This is a genomic window from Candidatus Igneacidithiobacillus taiwanensis (genome assembly GCF_031962545.1).
Lineage (GTDB): Bacteria > Pseudomonadota > Gammaproteobacteria > Acidithiobacillales > Acidithiobacillaceae > Igneacidithiobacillus > Igneacidithiobacillus taiwanensis.
The window spans coordinates 1-20,606 of the sequence record NZ_JAVRKK010000011.1 but is presented as its reverse complement, the minus strand read 5'-3'; the positions used below and the strand labels follow the sequence as shown (position 1 = coordinate 20,606).

23 protein-coding genes are annotated in these 20,606 nt (G+C 61.3%); 12 read left to right on the top strand and 11 right to left on the bottom strand.

Annotated features, from left to right (window positions below; translation table 11 throughout):
- Window position 1: 1 nt before the first annotated feature.
- From RTI30_RS03140 to RTI30_RS03105, 8 genes are read left to right on the top strand one after another with little or no spacing between them, the layout of a single operon-like run.
- Window positions 2–715 (top strand): DUF2470 domain-containing protein, encoded by a 714-nt coding sequence (locus tag RTI30_RS03140; protein WP_312262097.1) that lies wholly within the window; start codon window positions 2–4, stop codon window positions 713–715.
- Window positions 712–1,836 (top strand): glycine cleavage system aminomethyltransferase GcvT, encoded by a 1,125-nt coding sequence (gene gcvT, locus RTI30_RS03135; protein ID WP_312262099.1) that lies wholly within the window; start codon window positions 712–714, stop codon window positions 1,834–1,836. Before RTI30_RS03140 ends, gcvT begins: the two co-directional genes overlap by 4 nt.
- Window positions 1,833–2,216 carry a glycine cleavage system protein GcvH gene (gcvH, locus tag RTI30_RS03130; RefSeq protein ID WP_312262101.1) on the top strand — a complete coding sequence of 128 codons (384 nt, stop codon included), beginning with the start codon at window positions 1,833–1,835 and terminating at the stop codon, window positions 2,214–2,216. The genes gcvT and gcvH overlap by 4 nt, the downstream gene beginning before the upstream one ends.
- A gap of 2 nt (window positions 2,217–2,218) precedes the next feature.
- Window positions 2,219–3,568 carry an aminomethyl-transferring glycine dehydrogenase subunit GcvPA gene (gcvPA, locus tag RTI30_RS03125; protein WP_312262103.1) on the top strand — a complete coding sequence of 450 codons (1,350 nt, stop codon included), beginning with the start codon at window positions 2,219–2,221 and terminating at the stop codon, window positions 3,566–3,568.
- Window positions 3,568–4,986: an aminomethyl-transferring glycine dehydrogenase subunit GcvPB gene (gene gcvPB, locus RTI30_RS03120; protein WP_312262104.1), complete on the top strand. Its 1,419-nt coding sequence runs from the start codon at window positions 3,568–3,570 to the stop codon at window positions 4,984–4,986. Before gcvPA ends, gcvPB begins: the two co-directional genes overlap by 1 nt.
- Complete coding sequence (locus RTI30_RS03115; protein ID WP_312262106.1) at window positions 4,983–5,897, top strand: AAA family ATPase; 915 nt, start codon at window positions 4,983–4,985, stop codon at window positions 5,895–5,897. The genes gcvPB and RTI30_RS03115 overlap by 4 nt, the downstream gene beginning before the upstream one ends.
- Window positions 5,876–6,838 (top strand): hypothetical protein, encoded by a 963-nt coding sequence (locus RTI30_RS03110; RefSeq protein ID WP_312262107.1) that lies wholly within the window; start codon window positions 5,876–5,878, stop codon window positions 6,836–6,838. The genes RTI30_RS03115 and RTI30_RS03110 overlap by 22 nt, the downstream gene beginning before the upstream one ends.
- Window positions 6,835–8,796, top strand: coding sequence for a DUF3488 and transglutaminase-like domain-containing protein (locus RTI30_RS03105; protein WP_312262108.1), 1,962 nt, complete (start codon window positions 6,835–6,837; stop codon window positions 8,794–8,796). Before RTI30_RS03110 ends, RTI30_RS03105 begins: the two co-directional genes overlap by 4 nt.
- Here the strand turns inward: RTI30_RS03105 and RTI30_RS03100 are convergent.
- From RTI30_RS03100 to RTI30_RS03090, 3 genes are all read right to left on the bottom strand, one after another.
- Window positions 8,738–10,426 (bottom strand): ABC transporter ATP-binding protein, encoded by a 1,689-nt coding sequence (locus RTI30_RS03100; RefSeq protein ID WP_312262109.1) that lies wholly within the window; start codon window positions 10,424–10,426, stop codon window positions 8,738–8,740. The two genes, RTI30_RS03105 and RTI30_RS03100, sit on opposite strands and share 59 nt — an antisense overlap.
- Entirely contained in the window at window positions 10,423–10,746 is a 324-nt protein-coding gene (gene fdxA, locus RTI30_RS03095) for a ferredoxin FdxA (protein WP_312262110.1), read from the bottom strand. The genes RTI30_RS03100 and fdxA overlap by 4 nt, the downstream gene beginning before the upstream one ends.
- Before the next feature lie 87 nt (window positions 10,747–10,833).
- Window positions 10,834–11,217, bottom strand: coding sequence for a DsrE family protein (locus tag RTI30_RS03090; RefSeq protein ID WP_312262111.1), 384 nt, complete (start codon window positions 11,215–11,217; stop codon window positions 10,834–10,836).
- 111 nt (window positions 11,218–11,328) lie between these two features.
- Here RTI30_RS03090 and RTI30_RS03085 point away from each other — a divergent pair, with 111 nt between their 5' ends.
- Complete coding sequence (locus RTI30_RS03085) at window positions 11,329–11,931, top strand: peroxiredoxin (protein ID WP_312262112.1); 603 nt, start codon at window positions 11,329–11,331, stop codon at window positions 11,929–11,931.
- A gap of 48 nt (window positions 11,932–11,979) precedes the next feature.
- Window positions 11,980–12,636, top strand: coding sequence for a DUF202 domain-containing protein (locus RTI30_RS03080; RefSeq protein WP_312262113.1), 657 nt, complete (start codon window positions 11,980–11,982; stop codon window positions 12,634–12,636).
- A 97-nt stretch (window positions 12,637–12,733) separates the two neighbouring features.
- On the opposite strand, the gene RTI30_RS03075 is transcribed toward RTI30_RS03080, so the two are convergent.
- From RTI30_RS03075 to RTI30_RS03050, 6 genes are all read right to left on the bottom strand, one after another.
- Window positions 12,734–13,015 carry a FeoC-like transcriptional regulator gene (locus RTI30_RS03075; RefSeq protein WP_312262114.1) on the bottom strand — a complete coding sequence of 94 codons (282 nt, stop codon included), beginning with the start codon at window positions 13,013–13,015 and terminating at the stop codon, window positions 12,734–12,736.
- A complete protein-coding gene (gene feoB / locus RTI30_RS03070; RefSeq protein WP_312262115.1) occupies window positions 13,012–15,348 on the bottom strand; it encodes a ferrous iron transport protein B in 2,337 nt (778 codons plus the stop codon). The genes RTI30_RS03075 and feoB overlap by 4 nt, the downstream gene beginning before the upstream one ends.
- Window positions 15,345–15,602: a FeoA family protein gene (locus RTI30_RS03065; RefSeq protein ID WP_312262116.1), complete on the bottom strand. Its 258-nt coding sequence runs from the start codon at window positions 15,600–15,602 to the stop codon at window positions 15,345–15,347. The genes feoB and RTI30_RS03065 overlap by 4 nt, the downstream gene beginning before the upstream one ends.
- 129 nt (window positions 15,603–15,731) lie before the next feature.
- Window positions 15,732–15,962, bottom strand: a complete 231-nt coding sequence (locus RTI30_RS03060) for a hypothetical protein (RefSeq protein WP_312262117.1) — start codon at window positions 15,960–15,962, stop codon at window positions 15,732–15,734.
- Window positions 15,963–16,202: 240 nt separating this feature from the next.
- Entirely contained in the window at window positions 16,203–17,396 is a 1,194-nt protein-coding gene (locus RTI30_RS03055; protein ID WP_312262118.1) for a carbohydrate porin, read from the bottom strand.
- Between the two features lie 11 nt (window positions 17,397–17,407).
- A complete protein-coding gene (locus RTI30_RS03050; protein ID WP_312262119.1) occupies window positions 17,408–18,061 on the bottom strand; it encodes a DUF1826 domain-containing protein in 654 nt (217 codons plus the stop codon).
- Window positions 18,062–18,214: 153 nt separating this feature from the next.
- Here RTI30_RS03050 and dusA point away from each other — a divergent pair, with 153 nt between their 5' ends.
- Both dusA and RTI30_RS03040 read left to right on the top strand, forming a co-directional pair.
- Complete coding sequence (dusA, locus tag RTI30_RS03045; protein WP_312262120.1) at window positions 18,215–19,234, top strand: tRNA dihydrouridine(20/20a) synthase DusA; 1,020 nt, start codon at window positions 18,215–18,217, stop codon at window positions 19,232–19,234.
- Window positions 19,231–19,860, top strand: a complete 630-nt coding sequence (locus RTI30_RS03040; RefSeq protein ID WP_312262121.1) for an HAD-IB family hydrolase — start codon at window positions 19,231–19,233, stop codon at window positions 19,858–19,860. The genes dusA and RTI30_RS03040 overlap by 4 nt, the downstream gene beginning before the upstream one ends.
- Before the next feature lie 57 nt (window positions 19,861–19,917).
- On the opposite strand, the gene RTI30_RS03035 is transcribed toward RTI30_RS03040, so the two are convergent.
- Both RTI30_RS03035 and RTI30_RS03030 read right to left on the bottom strand, forming a co-directional pair.
- On the bottom strand, window positions 19,918–20,328 hold the full coding sequence (locus tag RTI30_RS03035; protein WP_312262122.1) for a hypothetical protein: 411 nt from the start codon (window positions 20,326–20,328) through the stop codon (window positions 19,918–19,920).
- On the bottom strand, window positions 20,325–20,606 hold a 282-nt coding region (locus RTI30_RS03030), incomplete at its 5' end, for a hypothetical protein (protein ID WP_312283369.1). The genes RTI30_RS03035 and RTI30_RS03030, both read right to left, overlap by 4 nt.

Here is a 20,606-nt window from a genome sequence, read left to right as displayed (position 1 = left end):
CATGGACGATAGCGCCGATTCCCTACGTGCCTTTCTGCGCGGGCACTACCAGGGTGCCATCGCCGTCCTCGACCCCGACGGCACCCCGTACACCGCCGTCGTCCATTACGCCTGCGATCATGCCGGTAGCCCCCATTTTCTTTTCTCCAACCTCGCGGTGCACCAGCAGTACCTGCGCAAGGATGCCCGTGCTGCGTTTTTGGTGTGGGAACCGGGCGCCGATCTCATGGAGTTGCCGCGGCTGACCCTGCAGGGAGATATCCATCGGGTGCACCCCGATCCGGCCTTGGAAGGTCGCCTGCTTTGCCTCATGCCCGGTGCCGATGGCTACCGCGACATGCCCGACTTTCATTTTTACCGCTTCGATATCCGCCGTATTCGCTGGATTGGTGGCTTTGGCAGCATGGGCTGGATGGGGCCGGAGGAAAGCATCCTGCTTGCCGGCGATCTGCGGGAGTTGGAACTCGCAGAGGCAGGTGCGGTAGCGCACATGAATGCCGACCATGCCGATGCCCTGCACGACTATTGGCGCTGGGCAACGGGCAGCGCGGCGCCAGAAGCGGTACGCCTGCTCGCCCTCGATGCCGAGGGTGCGGATCTACAGTCGGGCAGCCAGCGCCTACGCTTGTCCTTTGCTGACCCGGTGGCGAGCCCCCAGGGCTGGCGGCAAACCCTGGCGGCCCTTGCCCGGCAGGCGCGGGATGCAGCGTCATGACCGCAGCTTTGCAGCGCACCGCCTTGTATGACTGGCATCTTGCCCAGGGCGCGCGGATGTCTCCTTTTGCCGGCTGGGAGATGCCTTTGCACTACGGCTCGCAGCTGCAGGAGCACCAAGCGGTACGCCAGAACGCCGGCATCTTCGATGTTTCGCACATGCGGCCCCTCGATATTTCTGGCCCCGACGCCCGCGCCCTGCTGCGGCGCGCTCTGGCCAATGACGTCGCCCGCCTCGATCGAGAGCCGGGTCGGGCCCTCTACACCTGCATGTTGCAGGAAGATGGCGGCATTCTCGACGATCTGATCGTCTATTTTCTTGCTCCCGAGCGCTATCGTGTCGTCCTCAATGCTGCCGGGGCAGGGGCAGACACCGCCTACTTGCGCCAGCTCGCGGCCGGGAAGGCGGTCAGCTTTCAGCCGCGGGATGATTGGGGAATCCTGGCCTGCCAGGGGCCGCGGGCGGTCGAACTCGTGGCCGGCGTCCTTGGGCTGGCGGAGCTTGCGGCATTGCGCAGCTTTCGCTCCTTGAGCGCCGGCACTGATCTCTTCATAGCGCGCACCGGCTATACCGGTGAGGACGGTGTCGAGATCCTCACCAGCAATGCTGCTCTGCCGGCTTTGGCAGATGCCCTGGTGGCTGCGGGGCTGCGCCCGGCCGGTTTGGCGGCGCGCGATAGCCTGCGCCTCGAGGCCGGTCTCAATCTCTACGGGCAGGACATGGGGCCAGAAGACAGCCCCGACCGTAGCCACCTCGGCTGGACCGTCGATTTGCGCGATCCCGAGCGACAATTCATCGGCCGTGCAGCCGTCGAGGCGGAGCGTCGCGTCGGACCGCGGCAGCGTCTGTGGGGCCTGCTTTTGCCCCGCGATGCTATCCCGCGCGCTGGTTACCGCGTTGTCGATACCGCCGGTCAGCCCGTGGGGCGGGTGCAGAGCGGTTCCTTCGCCCCGAGCCTCGGGCAGGGTATTGCCCTTGCCCGTCTCGATGCAGCCATCGGCTCGGATTCTTCGGTGTTTCTGCAGATTCGCCAGCGCCAAGTGCCAGCGCGGGTGGTCGAGCCGCCATTTTGGCGCCATGGTCGCGCCGTTTATCCCACACAGGAGGGGGTTCCGCAATGACACAGATTCCCGCATCTCTTCGCTACAGCAGCACCCATGAGTGGGTTGCGCCCCGCGACGCCGGGCGTTATCGGGTAGGCATCACCGACCATGCCCAGGAACTCTTGGGCGATGTGGTTTATGTCGAGATGCCGCAACTGGGGCAAGAAGTCCGCGCCGAGGGTGCCTGCGGGGTGGTGGAGTCGGTGAAGGCGGCCTCGGATCTCTACACGCCCCTTTCCGGAAAGATCGTTGCCGTCAACGAAGCCCTGAACGACAACCCGCAGTGGCTGAATGAAGCACCCTACGACAAGGGCTGGATCTTTGAGATCGAGGCGGAGGAGAGCGAGTACGCCAAGCTTCTCGATGCCGCAGCCTACGAAAAGAGCATCGCTGGCTGACCATGTCCTACATCCCCCACGATGCGGCGGAGACCGCCGCCATGCTGGCCGCAATCGGCGTGCAGGAACTCGACGAGCTCTTCGACGAGATCCCGGCCGCCCTGCAATCTTTGCGTCTCGATCTTCCCGAGGCGTGCAGCGAGGCGAGGCTGCGTCGCTTGCTCGAAGAGCGCGCCGCGGTGCAAGCGCCACTGCGCTGTTTTGCCGGGGCCGGGGCGTACTCTCATCACATCCCTGCCATCGTTTGGGAAGTGGCACGGCGCGGGGAATTTTACTCCGCCTACACCCCATATCAGGCGGAGGCAAGCCAGGGCACCTTGCAGCTGCTCTACGAATTTCAGAGCTTCATGACTCGCCTCACCGCCATGGAAATCAGCAACGCCTCCCTCTACGACGGTGCCACGGCGCTGGTCGAGGCTTGCCTCATGGCGCTGCGCCTGCGTCCGCAAGCGCGGGAAATCCTCATTCCCGCGGGGCTCTGGCCGCATTGGCAGCGGGTACTCGACTCCTTGCTTTCCTTGCAAGGCATCCGCCTGCGCCACTTGCCGCAAGATGCGCAGAGCGGTCGATTGCAGCTTCCCGCGGCAGAATTTCCCGAGGCCGCCGCCCTGGTCATCCCACAAAGCAATCGCTTTGGTCTCTTGGAAGATGTCGATGCCGCGGCGCGCTGGGCGGAGGCGCGGCAGTTGCTACGCATTGCCGTGGTCAATCCCCTGGCGCTGGCGCTCTTGAAGCCCCCGGGGGAGTGGGGTGCCGAGGGGGTAGACATCGCCGTGGGAGAGGGGCAGCCCTTGGGGGTGCCCCTGGCTGGTGGTGGCCCATACTTTGGTTTTCTTACCTGTAAACGCGCCTACGTGCGCCAGCTGCCCGGGCGTTTGGTGGCCAAAACCGTTGATGCTGGCGGTAAGACCGCCTACTGCCTGACCCTGCAGGCGCGGGAACAACACATTCGCCGCGCGGGTGCGACGAGCAATATCTGCACCAATCAGGGCCTGCTCGTTACCGCGGCAACGGTGCATCTGGCCGCCCTCGGGGCGGCGGGGCTACGCAGTGCCGCGGCTCGCTCGCACCAGCAAGCGCGCAAGCTGCAGCTTGCACTCACCGCCTTGCCCGGGGTCTCCTCTCCCTATGCTGGGCAGATCTTCAACGAATTCCTCCTACGCCTGCCGCAACCCGCTGCTGCCGTGCGCGACCGTCTCTTGGCGGATAGCATCCTCGCCGGGGTGCCCGCGCAGGAGCTCGATCCCAGCGCCAATCCCCACGATCTTCTGGTAGCGGCCACCGAACTGAGCGAAGACGAAGATCTCGACGCCTACACCCACGCCCTCGCCCGGGCATTGGAGGCAGCCTGATGGAAGACAGCATCTTTGCCTACGATCACCAGCGCGAGGAAGCGCTGCCGGAACTCGATATTCCCGCCGAATTGCTGCGCCGGGACCTGCCTTTGCCCAACCCGTCCGAGCTCGAGGTGTTGCGGCATTATACCCGCCTCAGCCAAAAGAATTTTTCCATTGACACCCAGTTCTATCCCCTCGGCTCCTGTACCATGAAGTACAATCCGCGCATCGCCCACGAGTTGGCGACCCTGCCCGGTTTCAGTCGCCTGCACCCGGCGACCCCGGCGGCGGCTGCCCAGGGTCTGTTGCAGACCTTGGCGGAATTACAGGACTGGTTGGCGGAACTGACGGGGATGGCAGCGGTGAGCCTCAGTCCAGCGGCTGGAGCCCAGGGGGAGTTGGCGGGAGTAGCGATGATCCGCGCCTATCACCGTGCCCGTGGCGATAGCGCTCGCCAGCGCATGCTGATTCCAGGCGCGGCCCACGGTACTAACCCGGCCAGCGCCCGCATGGCTGGTTTTACCGTTACCGAACTGCCCAACCGCGCCGATGGCGACCTCGATCTCAATGCCCTGGCGGCGGCCTTGGGGCCGGATGTGGCGGGTATCATGCTCACCAATCCCTCCACCCTGGGCGTCTTTGAGCGGCAAATCGAAGAGGTTGCCGCCCTCGTCCACCAGGCCGGGGCTTTGCTCTACTACGATGGTGCCAATCTCAACGCCATTCTTGGGCGGGTCAAACCCGGCACCATGGGTTTTGACGTCATGCACCTGAACCTGCACAAGACCTTCGCCACGCCCCACGGCGGTGGTGGGCCGGGATCCGGCGCCGTTGCCGTGGGCGAGCGGCTGGTGCCCTATTTGCCCGTGCCCCGGGTGACGGGAACCCTCGGAGCCTACCGTTGGGAGAGCCTTGCCGACCGCCCCGAGAGTATCGGCCAACTCAGTGCCCACGGTGGCAATATCGCCGTTTTGCTGCGCGCCCATGCCTATATTCGCCGTCTCGGCAGGGTCGAGTTGCGTCGGGTTGCCACCTACGCCGCTCTCAATGCCAATTACTTGCAGCAGGGGCTACGGCGCCTGGGTTACCAACTCGCCTATCCCGAGCGGCGGGCGAGTCATGAATTCATCGTCTCGGTGCAGGATCTGCAAAAGGCCAGTGGCATCCGTGCATTAGATGTCGCCAAGCGCCTCCTCGATTTTGGCATCCACGCGCCCACGGTCTACTTCCCGCAATTGGTGCCGGAGTGTCTGCTGATCGAGCCCACGGAAACGGAGAGCAAGGCGACCCTGGATCGTTTTCTCGAGGTCATGGCGCAGATTCGGCGCGAGGCTCTCGAAGAGCCCGACCTGCTGCGCAATGCGCCGCAGAATCTGCCGGTACAGCGGGTCGACGAAACCCTCGCTGCGCGTCGCCTGCAGGTGGCGGAATGAGGGCAGCATCGGGTCCAGGGCAACTCCTCGAACAGCTTTCCCGCATCGTTCTCGATAAGGAAGGGCAGATTCGTCTGGTGCTGACCGCCCTTATCGCCGGCGGTCATGTCTTGCTCGAAGACTTGCCGGGGCTCGGGAAGACCACCCTGGCCTTGGCCTTGGCGCGCTCCCTCGAACTCCCTTTTGCGCGGGTGCAGATGACTGCCGATATTCTTCCGGGAGATATTCTCGGCAGTAATTTCTACGACCCCGCACAGCGCTCCTTTGTATTTCGGCCGGGCCCGATCTTCCATTCTCTTTTGCTGGTGGACGAAATCAATCGTGCCTCACCGCGGGCGCAATCGGCTCTCATGGAGGCCATGGCAGAAGGGCAGGTATCCCTGGAAGGGGCCTGCTACCCCTTGCCCTCGCCCTTTTTTGTCATTGCCACCCAAAATCCCGAGGAGTTCGACGGCGTTTTTCCCCTGCCAGAAAATCAACTCGATCGCTTTTTGCTTTCCCTCTCCCTCGGCTACCCCAGCCGGGCGGCGGAGGAAAGGCTATTGTTGGGCGAAGCCCTGCCCGCCCAGGGCGTGGAGCCGGTGGCGCATAGTGACGCCCTTTGCGAATGGCAGGAGTCTGCCCGCCGTGTTTTTCTCAGCCCGGAAATCCGCGATCTCTTGCTCGATTTGGCGGAGCAGAGCAGGCGTCATGCGGCGCTGCGCTTTGGTCTCTCCCCGCGCGGGCTCTTGGCCCTGCAGGCGGCCTTGCGTGCCTGGGCCTTTCTCGCTGGGCGTGATTTTGTGGTTCCCGACGACCTGCCCGCCGTGGCCCCCGCCGTTCTCGGGCATCGCCTCCGTTGGCGCGACCCCGGCGATGCCCAGCAGCAACTTGGGCAGTTACTGCAGAAATGTTGGGGTTTCGGCGCGTAGAGGAGCGGGAGGTCAAGCTCTCCCGCGCCGGCAAGCTGTTTATCGTGTTTACCCTGGCAATCGGCTTTGCTGCCGTCAATACCGGCAATAACATGCTGTTTTTGCTGGTCTCGATGATGTTGGCGCTGATGATCCTGTCGGGTTTCGCGGCGCTGCTCAATCTACAATATCTCGATGTGCGCTTGGTTCCGGGCCAATTACTGCAGGTGGCAGCCCATGGTGAACTGCGCCTGCAGGTCAGCAATCCGCGCGTGTGGACGGTATGGCTGCTCGAGCTACGCCTACCCACGGCGCGGGCACAGATTGCCCGCCTACCGGGGCGAGCGACGGTGGAGCTACGCCTTCCCTGGCGGCCGATGCAACGCGGCCCGCTGCAGCTACCGGAGCTGCGGCTGGGCTCGGCTTTCCCCTTCAGTTTCGTTTGGCGCGGCCAGCGCTTGGTGTTGCCTGCCGAAGATCTCCCCTGGGTGGCGCCAGCGGCGGGAGGTCCGGGATCCGGCGAAACGATCGCGACGGTAACGAGCGTCGGTCCCCGCCAGCGCCGATCAGGTGGGGATGCGGTGGCTGCCTTGCGGCCGCGCCTGCCCAATGAGGCTCTGAGTCGGGTACTCTGGCGTCGTAGCGATTGGCGCCAAGGTTTTCTGCAGCCGCCGGGTCTTCCGGTCTTGCTGCGGGAAGAAGAGCGAGATCCCGTTCTGCAACTGGATTACCATGATCCCGCCTTGGCCGCGCTCGGGCACGAGGAGCGACTGCAGGCTCTCCGCTCCGCCCTCGACAATGCCCTCCAGGCGGGGGCGGCGTGGTGCTTGCGGCTGCCTGCAGGTGACTGGACCGGTCGGGGCCGGGTTGGCTATCGCGATGCCCTTTGGGCCTTGGCCCGACAAGCGCCCTTTGTGCCGGCGCCAAAGCCGGTACAACGGCGCCGTTGGTGGCGGCGATGAAACCAGCGCTCCTCGTTCCCTTCTTGCTGCTCATCGTTGGTGCCTTGCTTTTTCTGGCGCTGCAGCCCTTGGCCTGGCAATGGCCGACGCTGCTTTGGTTGCTGGCACTATTGTGGGTGCTTGGCCGCGGCGGGCAGTTGCCGCTCGCTGGCCTATCGCCGATCACCCGCTTCGTGATTACCATTTTTCTATTGTTTTTAGCCAACTTCACGGCGGGATGGGGAAACTGGCTGCAGATGGGTGCGGCCAGTCTCTATGTCCTCTTTGCGGTCAAAATTCTCGAATTACGCGGTATCCGCGATCTTTTTCAGATTGCCGCGTTGCTGCTCCTGGGTATGGGGCTTGCCGCTTGGATTCAAGTCGACCTCTCCCTTGGTATCTACTTTCTCCTCGAGCTTTTCCTGTTGCTCCTCGCCCTTCTTTGGCAGGGCTATCTCGACGCCCGCGCGGCCGAGGAAAGGGCGCCGGAATTTCGCGATTACCTGCGGCTTGCAGGGTTTGCCTTCGGCTTTGTGCTGCTGCTCTTGCCCATCATGGGGGGGCTGTTTTTACTGCTGCCGCGCACTCCGACCCCGCTCTGGCACTGGGGTGGGAGTGTGGGTACGGCGGTCAGCGGTTTTTCTGCCAGCCTGAATCCGTCGCAGATCCAGTCGCTGCAGAACGATCCTGCAGTCGCCTTCCGCGCGCAGATTCAGGGTCCGCACTTGGCGTCGGCGCAGATGTATTGGGTTGGTGCCGTCCTCTGGCAGGACGCTGGCGGTGTGCATTGGCAACCCGGTACACCTCCTTTGCACTGCACTCCCCAGGAATCCCCATTATGGGAACAGCACATTCTCTTGAGCCCGGGGCGCCATAGCTACCTTTTTGCCTTGACCACCCCCCTTCGGGTGCAAAGTAGCCTCCCGGTACAAAACGCATCCGGCTGGCGCCTGCAGCAGGAAGATGACCAAGCCTATCGCTACACCGCCTGGTCGGGGGCGCAGGATACTTGTTTTTCCGCGGCCGCGCGTGCGGCTGCTTTGCAATTACCGCCCGAGGTCGACCCGCAGATTCGTGCCCTGGCGGACTCCCTACGTGGCACCGATCATGCGGCAACGGTGCAACGGATTCTTGCCTGGCTGCGTGGTCCAAGCTTCCGCTATAGCCTGCAGACCCCGCCCGCCTATCCCCATGGGCAGAGCTTGGCGGATTTTTTACTGCACAGTCATACCGGCTTTTGCGAATACTACGCCGCTGGCCTCGCGACCCTGCTGCGCCTCGATGGTGTACCGGCGCGGGTAGTGGTCGGCTATCACGGCGGCCAATACGACTCCCTGGGGGATTTTTGGGTGGTGCGGCAGAATATGGCCCATGCCTGGGTACAGGCTTGGCTGCATGGCCGCTGGGTCTTGCTCGATGCCACCCCGGGAACGGCGGAAGGGCAGAGCTCCGCCGACGCGAGCTCCGCAGTGGCAAGTCTTTCGGCAGGCAGCCAAATTTGGAGCTGGCTGCAGTGGGAGTGGCTGAATTGGGTAATCAATTTCAGCCCCAGCAAGCAGCGTTCGGTTTGGCTGGCGGCGGGCTCCTTATTGCAGCATACCCCGCAGTCTCCTGCCACGACTCCCACGACTCCTTGGCAGACGTCGACGCGACCTTTGCTGTACCTCGCCCTCGTTGGCTTATTGCTGCTGTTGTGGCAGCTGCGGCGCCGAGCCTTGGCGCCGGAAGATGCCGCCACGCGTTTTCGTCGCCGTGCCATCGGGCTCTTGCGCCGCGCTGGTCTCGAGGACCTGCGGCCCGGCCGGGAAAGGCCTTGGCTACAACAACTTCCGCTTGCCGCCGAGGCGCGTGCAGAACTACAGCAAGCGCTCTGGCAGCAGCGTTATGGTCCCCGGCCCGACGCGGCTGGCGAAGCGCAGCTCAGGCGTCATTTACCGCGGCGTTGGTGGCAACGATTTTTCCGCGTTCGAGGCGGATGACCTGATCCGCCAGGGCGAGGCTGGCCTCGCGGTGGGCAGCAACGATGATGGTTACTCGCCCGCGCAATTCAGCCAGGGTTTGTAGTATGCGCTGCTCGCTCTCGCTGTCGAGGGCGCTGGTGGCCTCATCGAGTACCAGAAACGGACGCTCCTGGTAGAGCGCCCGGGCAATGGCCAGGCGCTGGCGCTGGCCGCCCGAAAAATTGGTGCCGTGCCCCTGCACCGGGGCCTCCAAGCCGCCAATTTCTTCCAAAAACTCCCAACAATGGGCGGCGCGAGCGGCAGCGGCGGCGCGCTCGCGATCGGGATGCACATCGGCATAGGCAATATTCTCGAGCACCGTACCCGAAAAGAGCAGGGGCTCTTGCGCCACATAGGCAAAATGCCGGCGATACTCTGCCAAAGACATCTCCTTGGCGCTGCGCGTGCCGATCCACAGGTTTCCGTCACTCGGGGGCAGCAGTCCGAGCATGATGCGCAGCAGGCTCGTCTTGCCGCTGCCGCTGGCGCCAATCAGGGCGGTAAAGCTGCCTTGGGGAATCGACAGAGAAAGGTCGTCTAATACGGCGTCCTCTCCATAGCGTAGGCAGAGGCCGCTGCAGCGCCAGGAAGCAAGGTGGGGTAGGGTACCCGTGAATTCGGTCGTTGCCTCCGGGGCTTGGTCGAGCCAATGAAAGAGACGATCCGCCGCCGAGAGCCCCTGCTGCAGCTGATTATTGGCGGCGCTCAGCTGGCGCAGGGGCTCGTAGACCATTGCCAAGGCCGTGAGAAAGGCAAAAAAGGCCCCGGTGCTCATGTTGCCGCTGACCACGGCTTCGCCCCCCAGGTAGATGGTAACGGCAATGCCGAGGGCGGCAATGAGCTCCATTATCGGCGTGCTCGCTTTTTGAATCCGCACGATACGCATCATCAGGCGAAAATATTCCGCGGCAAGGCCGGCAAAGCGCCGCGCCTCGAAGTCCTCCGTGCCTTGACTCTTGATGACTTCCACCCCGCGCAGACTCTCGGAAAATTGCCCGAGAATGTCGCCCATCTGCTCTTGCTGTTCGTGCCCGCGTCGGCGCAGGCTCTGCCCAAAACGTATCAGGGGGTAAAAGGCAATGGGCAGGGTACCGAGGCTGATCAGGGCGAGTTGCCAGCTCATGTAAAAAGCCACACCAATGAGCACACAAATCTGCACCGCCGCCAGGAAAAATCGCGCCAGTACCGAAAGACTCTGCTGCAGGAGGGTCAGATCCAGGCTCATCCGCGAGAGGGTGCTGCCTTGGCTGTGCCCAAGCAGGGTCGGCAAGGGCAGGCGTAGGGTGTGGGCATAGAGTTGCTCGCGCAACTGGCGCAGGATGTCTTCTTCCATGCGTGCCAAAAGCACCCCCCCGGCATAGTCGGAGAGACCTTTCAGGGCATAGATGAGGATGACTGCCGCCGGCAGCCAGAGCAGCATCTCGGCGTCGCGCGCAATGAAAATGCGGTCGAGAATGGGCTTGACGATGTAGGCACTGGCACCGCTGGCTAGCCCGGATACGGCCATAAAGGCCAGAGCCAAAAAGATGGCACCCCGGTGCGGTCGCAGGAGCTGCAAAAACCGCCGAAAAGTGGCGGAGCGCAGCCAACTCCGCCGTGTGGCAGTCACTCTTCGAGCAAAGCCCGTTTGTTCTCTACCTTGGCCCACTCATCGGCGTCGGCAGGGGCAGCCTTCTTTTGAATGATTGGCGGCCAGACTTTGGCCAAGCGCGCATTGATGTCGACGAAATCTTCCTGCCCTTCCGGCAGATCGTCGTCACGGAAGATGGCTCCGGCTGGGCATTCGGGCTCGCAGAGGGTGCAATCGATACATTCGTCGGGATCGATGACAAGGAAGTTGGGCCCTTCGCGAAAGCAATCCACCGGGCAAACGTCCACACAATCGGTGTACTTGCACTTGATGCAAGACTCGGTAACCACATAGGTCATGGGCAGGGGCTCCTGGTCTAAGAATTGGGCAACGCCTCGATAAGCCGCGTATTCTATCCTAGGCGCCGCCGCCTTGCCTACCGCCAGTTAGTAGTACACGGGAACGACTCCCGAGGCTAGGGTCTTGATGGCCTCACCGGCGCTGACCATTTTTGCCTGCGGCAGGAAATGGGACTCCTCCAGACCGCGCTTTTTGTAGCAGCCGGCACAAACCCAAATTTTGGCGCCGCGCTCAACGAGAAAATCGCGTAGCTCCTGCAAGGGCGGGAAGGTGGGTTCGTGCAGGCCGTGCAGGTAGGCGTCCTGGCGGGCAAGATGAACGCCGTCGAGGGAGAGAAATACGGTTACCTCATGCCCCTCGCTCAAGGCATTCTTCGCCAGTACCAAGCCGACCGTGGCACGATCGAGATCGTTGGCGCCATGGGTGATATTCACAAAAAAATGTGCCATCTGTGCTTGCTCCATCATCATAGGTAGGAGCTCCAAGTTTAGTACAAGTACAGATTCTGATGAAGTAGAGACAGGACGCCTCGCTCTGGGCTATGCTTGTAGCCTCTACCGCTCACTTCAAGGAGATGATACATGGCCGTTCTCGTTGCCAAGAAAGCCCCGGATTTTGTTGCCCCCGCTGTCATGCCGGACAACAGCATCAACGAAAAATTTCATTTCCATCAACACATTCAGGGAAAGTACGCGGTTCTCTTCTTCTATCCCCTCGATTTCACCTTTGTGTGTCCTTCGGAAATCATTGCCTTCAACCACCGGCTGGCCGAGTTCCACGCGCGCAAGACTGAGGTGATCGCTTGCAGCATCGATTCCCACTTCACCCACTTGGCGTGGAAGAATACCCCCGAAAACAAAGGCGGCATCGGCAACATCCAGATCCCCATGGTGGCCGATCTTACCAAGCAAATCGCCCGTGATTATGACGTGCTCTTAGACGAATCGGTTGCCTTGCGTGGCTCCTTCCTCATCGACCGTAGCGGTGTGGTGCGCCATCAGGTAATCAACGACCTGCCCCTCGGCCGCAATATCGACGAGATGATTCGTATGGTCGATGCCTTGCAGTTCTTCGAAGAGCACGGCGAGGTTTGCCCGGCGCAGTGGGAAAAAGGTAAGGCAGGTATGAAGGCCGACCCCGCAGGTGTGGCTGCCTACTTGGCGGAACACGCCAAAGAGCTGTAATTCGCTTTGCCTTCGCGTCTCCCGTTGGGGAGACGCGAGAATCCATCCATGCTGCTACGCAAAAAACTGCCGCCTATCCGTGAGCCACGGCTCTACCTCAGCATGGAGCGCAGTTATCTTTCCCTGATCAAATTCGCCATTGTCGCCTTTGGTGCCGGTATTCTGGCGCGTAAATTTGCCATGGCGCTGCGCTTTTTCCATGTGGAAAATCTGCATCCTTTCTTTATGGCGTTATATCAGGCGCTCACTTTTCCGGCGGTTTTTGTTCTCTTTGCCGTGATCCCCCTGTTTTGGCGGGATATCCGCTATGTTGCCCAGGGCCCTTCCGTATCCGCCAAGGAGATGGACGATCCTCGTGTTCATTTTTCTGCCGAGCGCACCTTTCTCTCTTGGATACGTGCGGCTCTGAGCAGTATTGCCTTTGCCTTTGTACTCGCAAAATTCGACTTTCTCTTGCGGAAGTTTTCCGCCTTGCTGCACGTACAAATTCCTTTGCTCCACCGTCTGGCCGGCAGTAACAGCATCTTCCTCGCCTTTGGGCTGGCATGGTTACTTCTCGCCTTTTGGGGATTATGGGGCACGCAGGCGAGCATCGAGGCGGGAGAATGTCGGCTCCCCATGCGCCGCTATGCCGTCATCGCTATCGTCTTGGTACTGCTCGGCCTGGGTATGCTGCGCCTGCTGTGGATATTGGGGTGGGGCTAACCGACGATTTGCGGAAATACGTTTCTCCATGAGCTATCCGATTGGCTGTCTTAACGAGCGCAGCAGCGATTCTTGTTTAGCTTTCGCGGTATTACGTTTACTGTACTGGGGACCAATCTCGCCATCGGTACTGCGTCGCTGGGGGTGCTGGCTTGCGGCTCCCACAAGACCCACAAGCACCCCCGCCACAACCGCCAGAACTGCAGGCGGGTGCCGCGGCTAGCGGCTGTAGCACTTGTAGTTTTTGCCGCGATCGCCAATGCTCCAAGGCAGCCTCGACCGTACTACTCGGTAAGGAAAGGCGCTGCGCAATCTCTTCTCTGCTCAGAGTCGCCCCCTCCCGCAGCAGATCGCGCACGGCAAAGAGGGCGTTGCTCACGCTTTCTTCGCTCCCAAACTCTGCGGGCCGGTGCGCCGTCCGTGTCGATGCAGCCCTAGGTAGAGAGCGGCAAACGCCATGACGATGAGCCCCGTCCATAGGGCTGTCGTTTCCGGATGCTCGCTCGCTGTCCCTAGTTGGTAGACCAGAGTAGCGATCGCCCAGGCCATGCCGACCCCATAGGCGATGGAAAAGAGCATCCAGCCCATACCGATCTCGCGGCGTAGGGCTCCCATAGTGCTGGCGCATGGAATATAGAGCAGCACAAAGAGGAGATAGGCTAGGGCGCTGAGGGGGGTGAAGTCGCGGGCGATGCCGGTCAGGGTATCATTGCTCGCGCCGGAGTCGTTTATCGCCGCCTCCTTGTTGCCAAGATCGCTGAAGCCCAGGGGGTCCTGCAGGCTGGTCACCAGCTTTTTCGCATTTTCTGGGATGGTCTCCACGGCGGCAAGGAGTTGGGCGCCAATATCTGGGTGGCGATAGCTCGCCAGTGCATCGGCACCGGCTTGGCGCTGGTAGATGCCATTCAACGTACCAATGACGACTTCTTTGGCGGCAGCTCCGGCTACCAGACCAGCCACCGCCGGCCAGTTATCGGGATGAATCCCCATGGGCGCGAACAGGGGGGTAAGGGCACGGCTACCTTGGGCAAGGAGAGAGTGGTCGATATCGGTGGCACGCAGCCCCCCTTGCGTCCAGCCGATACCCGGAAGGATGAACAGCACAAAGCCAATGGCGGCGATTACCTTACCCACCCGCAAGACGAAGACCTTGAGTCGTTGCCAAGCCTGCAGGCCAACACTGCGCCAGTTGGGCAGTCGATAGGGTGGTAACTCGAGGACAAAGGCGCGGGCGCTGCCACGCAAAGCGGTATTGCCCAAGAGCCAGGCGGTAAACAGCGACATGAGGATACCGGTGAGGTAAAGCAGAAAGACCACCTGCCCGCCATTGCTGCGGAAGAAGACCACGGCAAAGGCCATGTAGATGGTGAGTCGGGCAGAGCAGGACATAAAAGGCTGCATTAGCACCGTCAGGACTCGCCCACGAGGGTCTTCGATGATGCGCGAGCCCATGATGGCCGGCACGTTGCAGCCAAAGCCAATGACCATCGGTACCAATGCATTGCCTGGTAGTCCAAAGCGACGCATGAGACGATCCATGACATAAGCTGCCCGCGCCATGTAGCCCGAGTCTTCCAAAAAGGCCAGAAAGAGAAAGGTAAGCCCGATAGGGGGAATGAAGCTGATGACGAGATTGAGCCCGCCTCCGAGGCCGCCAGCCAATGCCGTTACCAGCCAGCCCGGCGCCCCCGCTTGCAATAGGAGGTGCCCGAAGCCATTAATCAGCAAAGCGGCAGAGGCCTGGTCGAAGAAATCCAAAAAGACGTTGCCGCCGCTAAAACTCACCACAAAGACAAGGTACAACACCAATAAGAAAATGGGCACGCCCCAAATCTCGTGTAAAACCCAGTGATCGAGGGCTTGGGTAAGACGGCTACGCCAACCGGCGGCACCGGCGCGTTGGGCGACGCTGCCTGCAATCCGCGCTGCCCAATCGAAATGCAGGCTGGCGAGAAAGTCTGCCGGTTCCTCACCGGAGCTTGCCTGGAGTTGCGCTGCTGCCAAGTCCCGCGCCGCCACCAGGGCATCGGGGGTTTTACGGCGATCCGCCAGGGCCTGCCAAGCTTGGGAGCGACAAGCCGGGCCATCGAATTGCTCGGCCAGCGCAGCCAAGATTCCCTCGATGGGTTCTTCCCAGCGGATGGATTGGGCAGCTCGCTTTTCGCTCAGTGCTGCCGCAATTGCCTGCCGCAGCTCGGCAAGGCCCCGACCCTTGCGAGCCACCATGGTTACTACGGGTAGTTGGAGTAATTTCTCGAGGGCCTCGGGATCCAAGTTCCAGCCAGCATTGGCGGCCTCATCCATCATGTTGAGGACGACAAGGAGAGGGCGACCAAGATCCAAGAGCTCCGCGGTGAGGAGCAAATGGCGCTCCAAGTTGCTGGCATCGAGGACTTGCACGATGAGATCGGCGTCGCCTTCCTGCAAAAAACGACGGGCGACGGATTGGTCTTCACCGCCGCCACCCAAGATACTGTAAAGTCCGGGCAGGTCGACGATGCGGGTGCGGTTTCCATTACCAATACGCGCCAAGCCCTCGCGTTTTTCTACCGTTACCCCGGGCCAGTTACCAACGCTTTGCTGGGTGCCGGTAAGCAGGTTGTACACCGTCGTTTTACCGCAGTTGGGATTACCTACCAGGGCGACCAAAGGCAACCCGTCGGCAGCCAACTTGCCGATGGGTTGCGTGTTTGCTGCACAGTGACCGCTCATATGGCCTCCGGTGCCGTGGGTACGACCAAAATCTGGTCCAGCCATTCTTTGCCAAGGGCAACGCGGGTGCCGCCACTTTCCAGCACCACACCGCGCCGGTCTGGCCCCAGGCGCAGGGTGAAGATAGACCCAGGGCGAAGCCCCAGGTTCTGCAGGCGCCGACGCTCATCCTCTGGTGCACGTATATTTTGGATACGCCCGCGACTGCCGGCTTTGAGGCTGCCCAAGGTGCAGCTTGTGGATTCTAATTGCATGGTAGGGAACGCCCCCTTCGATATGCTGTAATGATCGACAAAGATCATATCTAATGAGAATCATTCTTGCAACGATTCTGTAGTCGTTTCCGTGAAGGGAACTGTGCTGCGGTAGGCGTGGGTGGGGGGTCAGTCCGACGCCATGCTGGCGACCGCGCCGTTGTGCGCGAATTGGCAAGAAGTGGTTTTCTCCCGCTCAGGCTTCTCCCTGCACCAGGCGAGTTCTTTGGCGGTTTCTGTGGGATGGTTTTCGTACCAGCCCTGGGTTTTGCCGCCGTAGGGTCCTTGGTGAAAGAAGGCAGGCAAAACCGACAGGACGACGACGAGCAGGATAATGGCGAGATAGACCCATTTCTTCATGGCTACGCCTCCCTCTGCCCAAACTCCGCCTCCGCAATCTTTGCCGAGCGGCGCAATGACGGCGCCGTTTTGGTCAAGAGGGTAAGGCAGTCAGTGAACGATGCCACAGATTCCGGTGGCAATTTCCTTGCTTGCATGGCGCGAGTGCTGATCCAAAAAACTTTGTACAGTATATCGCGCCAGCGGCGGGTTTGTCTTTGCGGGATGTGGTGATAGCTCTCGGCTCTCGGATACGCACTTTCAGCCGGTCAGGCTCCCGCGCCAGCCGATGCGCAGAATACCTACCAAGGCATTGGGGACTTGTGCACCTACGGCATTGGCTCCGGGATTGACCACATATTGCAGATCCGGCTGTACGTAGAAATCCTTGAATACCGGCTGGCGAAAGTTGATTTCGATCGCAGTTTCTGCGCCGCTTTGCCGCTGCCACGCGCGATCGAAGCCTAGACTGAGGGTAGACTTGGGCGAGTTGGGTACAAAATTACGCAGACGCAGGCCAGCGGCCACATAGGCATTGACCGGCGATACCGAGGCGTCGTTGGGAGCCCCGCCGCCTTGCACAAAGCTGCCCCAGTCCATTCCTGCAGCCTTCCAGCGATATTCGGCAGCGCCATAGAACCCCCCCTGCGAGGGCGCGATACCGATGGCTGCAGCATTGGGGTCGTTGGCGTTTTGCAGGTAATCACTGCTTACATGGTTGTAATAGCTTCCTGCCTTGAGGGTTACCGTGCCTGGTCCCCAGTGCAGGGCTTGGTCGATTTCGCCATAGTAGATTTGGCCGTCGCTCAGCCAAGGGCGACGGAAGGGGGTGTAGCCATCGGCATTGAAGATCCCCACCTGGAAAGTCGTATCGTCCACTTGATAGTTCGCCATAACCCCCAGGCTCGAGTAAGGGTAGGTCGGGGTGTAGGGTAGGTTGAGGCTGATGATGGGGTAGATGCCATAGGAGGCATTGAAGAGATCGGCGGCAACACCGGTCGTATTGAAATAGTCGTTGGGGTTGATCAGGCCCACGCGCACGGTGAGGGGGCCGCTGGTTTGGCGATAATAGGCCTTATAGAGCCGAGAGATGTGGGCAAAGGGTGTGGTGAGGTTGGAAACCCCCTGCAGGTCGCCCACATAGGCATTGGGATTGCCGCTGTTAGCCACCAGCCCTTCGACCAGAAAGAGCCCTCCTGACCACCAGCCTGCCTTGTCCGTATGCAGGGCCAGGGCGCCCTTCCAGAGTCCGGTGGCGGTACTGCCGCGGGTTTGGCCGCCGCTGAGGTTGGCAACGCCCTCTATATCGAGGTGGTTGACGAGGGAAAGGCCGTTCCACCAATGGACGTGATTTTCTTCCGGGATAGACTGGCTGAGGGTGGCGGCATGGATACAATTTCCACAGGCAGCGGTAAGGGTGCCGAGGGCTAAGGTGAATTTGCGCAGCGAACGCATGGTTTTTCCTTTTAGTCTTCGAGTAGGTCTAGAGCGAGTAGTACCCGCGCGCCATCTGCGGGCGCCACGGCGGGCGAACGATGTACCACGCCACGCCTCTCGTTACCCGCCCAAGCATCGCCCTTACACAGCGCAATCGCCTGTTCGGGAATTTGCCAAATCTTTGCACCCGGCCGCAGTAGACCCGATTGCTCATCGGGTAGACCCCGGCTGCCAGCGCCGAGAAAGCGGCGGTCTACTTGCGCGTCGTCTACCCACTCGCTGCCCGGCCCTTTCCAGGTACAAAGCAGCCGCAACGCCACGTGGTCGACATGAAAACGTGGGCAAACCCGATCCTGGCTACATTCGATACGTACGCCCAGGGTACGTACCTCGCACAGGTCGCGGAACAACCAGTCCACAAAGCGCAGCTCGCTCCAGGCCGTCTCTACGCCCGGCAAGTCCGGCAATAGATCTTCGGGCAGGGCACCGTCACGAGCAACGATGCGCCGGCCGACGTTGCCTGCTTCGGCCGCGCGCTGCCAGTAACTGCGCAGCTCTGCATTCAGCGGCCGTTGCCAGACCACCAACTGCACGTCCGGATCATAGATCGCCGCAAGGTCGGCAGCAGCATCGACCATAAGTGCGTAACTACTTGGTTTATCGAGTGCTATTGCAGGGATCATGGACCTCTCCAAAGCGGATAATGCAACAAAGTTGCATCTAGTATCCGGAAAAACTCGCCGTCGTCAATGATCCGCGCGCGGAAAAACGCCCGCCCCGCTATTACCCGCAAGCAGAATGCGCTAGGGTTGCGGGGTGATGCGAGATGCCCTCCTATGGACCAACAAACGATTACACCGGTAGCGAAAGAAAAGACCCTGTCGGTTGCACCCATGCTCGACTGGACCGACCGCCATTGCCGTGCCTTTTTACGCCTGCTTTGTCCGAGTTGCGTCTTGTACACGGAGATGATTACTACCCCGGCCATTCTCCGCGGGCGCGACCCGCACCGCTACCTCGATTTCAGTGGCTCCGAGCAGCCGCTCATCCTGCAGCTTGGTGGCGATGACCCAGAATCCATGGCGCGCGCCGCTGCCGTCGCCCGAGAGTATGGCTATTCTGGTCTCAATCTCAATGTTGGCTGCCCCTCGCCGCGGGTACAAAAGGGGCGCTTTGGAGCTTGTTTGATGCGCGAGCCGGCTCTGGTACGTGAGCTTCTCGACGCCCTTGCGGGTAGCGGACTGCCGGTTAGCGTCAAGCATCGTTTGGGGCTTGATCGGGAGGAGGACTACGAGGGTCTTGCGCGTTTTGTGGCCACGGTGAGCGAGGGCGCCTGTCGGCATTTCGTAGTCCACGCCCGCAATGCTTGGCTCAAGGGCCTCAATCCCGCCGAAAACCGCGAAATACCACCTCTGCGCTGGGATTGGGTACGACGCCTCAAAGGTGATTTTCCGCAGCTACGTATCGAGCTGAACGGTGGGTTACGCAGCGTTGCCGACGTTTTGGCGGTTTGGGAGGACGTTGACGGCGTCATGATTGGCCGGGCCGCCTATCATTCTCCGCAGCTGCTCGCAGAGTTGGAGTTGGCCCTCGGACGGCGGCAGGAGGGAGTGAACCTAGCAGAAGTCTGGGATGGTTTACTTGCCTACGCTGCCGAGTGGGGCGATGCCCTGCCAGCGCCGCGCCTCACCCGCCATCTGCATGGCCTTTATTATGGTCATCCCGGTGCCAAGTTGTGGCGACGTATGCTGGGTACGGTAACGCCTGCCGAAACCGCCCTCGAGGCCCTGCACCGTTTGCACACGGAGCTGCATGGTTGGCGCACGGCGGTAGCGACGGAGGTCGTTGGCGAATGAAACAATGGGTCGCCTTTGATTTGGATGGAACCCTGACCCGTAGGGAAACATTGCTCTATTTTCTCTGGGCACAGCAAGGAAATCTGCCTGCCCTTGGCCTGCTACTGCGCACTGCGCCGGTGCTGGTGGGTTACGGAATGGGCTGGCGCAGCAATGTGCAAGCCAAGGAGACGGCACTGCGTTTGGCCCTTGCCGGCAGGCTGCCGGAGGAAATTGCACCGGCAGCTGAGCACTTTGCCCGCCATGGTCTGCCGCAGCTCTTGCGTCCGGCGGTTCTCGCGCGTCTGCGTGAGCATCGCGCCCGCGGCCATTCCTTGGTGTTGGTGACTGCCACCTTGGAGCTATACGCCCGACCTTGGGCGCTACAGGAGGGTTTCGCTGCCGTGCTCGCAACCCGCATCGAGACCGACGCGCAAGGCCGTATTACCGGGCGACTCGCCGGAGAAAATTGCTGGGGGCCGGAAAAGGCCCGTCGCTTGCGCGAAGACTTGGGCATAGAGCGCCTTGCTTATGCCTACGGCAACAGTCGTGGTGACCGCGAAATGCTCGCCATGGCGGAACAGCCCATTTGCATTGCGCGCAGTAACGGGTTCGGACGTAATCTGGCTCCCCTTGCGGAGGGTTAGTCCGCCGGTTTTTGCGTACTGCGCTTGCCTGTAGGTAAACGGCAACAGGATCCCCGCCTAGAGCCCACAGACGCGGTCAAACGCAACTTGCACATTCTTGGCCAAGCGCTCGAGGATGGCCTCCGCTGCCGGATATCCCGTCAGCTCGCTGGGAATCCTGGGGATTGTGGTGTGCATCCAAACCCCAAAGGTATCTTCGCGGAGCAGCCAGCGTACCGGCAGAAACATCGCCAAGGTGAAGGAAGAGCGCAGAAAGGTTTGCGAAAGTCCGGGAAAATCCCAGAACAAGGTGTGCGAGTCGTTCTCCGTTGTCGCACGTCCGCCGGTAACGTCGCGCGGCGGCACATACACATAGACCAAGCTGGCACCAAGGCGACTCATTTCGGTAATCACCGAACCCTCAACGTCGGGTAAGAATTGCGGCACCCGTTCGATGAGATCGAAACCCTCTTGAAAGGCCGCGCTCATCGCCCATTCCTCAACAAAGCCCCGGCTGCTGCGCCGGTAGCACCACCAATGGCTGCCCCTAAAGCCGGGCTGCCACCAACAATGGTGCCGATGACTGCGCCGCCTGCCGCCCCAATAGCCCCGCCGCTCAGGGCAGACTGCTGGGTGGGGCTCATATTGGCGCAGCCCGCGAGGCTCACCGTGCAAAGAGAAACCAGGAGTGCGCTGCGTAGAACGGTACCCCAGCCTTTCTGGGGTGCAACGAAACTGCGGGGAGACGTTTTGCTGAGATCGGAAGA